Source organism: Bacillus sp. SIMBA_008 (assembly GCF_046535495.1).
Classification (GTDB): Bacteria; Bacillota; Bacilli; order Bacillales; family Bacillaceae; genus Bacillus; species Bacillus subtilis.
In genome coordinates this window covers 1-268 of the sequence record NZ_JAWRWL010000539.1, presented here as the reverse complement: position 1 = coordinate 268, position 268 = coordinate 1, and the positions used below count along the sequence as shown (strand labels likewise).

At 38.1% G+C, this 268-nt stretch carries 1 protein-coding gene; it reads left to right on the top strand.

What is annotated here, in order from left to right; translation table 11 throughout:
* Positions 1-18 precede the first annotated feature (18 nt).
* Positions 19-268 (top strand): spore germination protein (locus SB658_RS24360; RefSeq protein ID WP_410602936.1); only part of this gene is annotated, 250 nt, incomplete at its 3' end.

The window sequence follows — 268 nt, the reverse complement described above, 5'->3', positions numbered from 1 at the left end:
ATTTTTGAAGGTCACTGCGTGGTGCTGATTAACGGATTTCAGCATGCTTATATATTAGAAACAAACGGAACGAAGAAACGCAATTTAGGGGATTCTACCTCTGAAACAGTCGTAAGAGGACCAAAAATTGGTTTTATTGAAGATTTAAATACGAATTTAGCGCTTGTAAGACAGCGCTTAAAAAATCCTGATGTCAAAACCATCGATATGAAGATTGGTCTACAGAAATACACACAGGTGACCATCATGTACATCGACGGTATCGTAC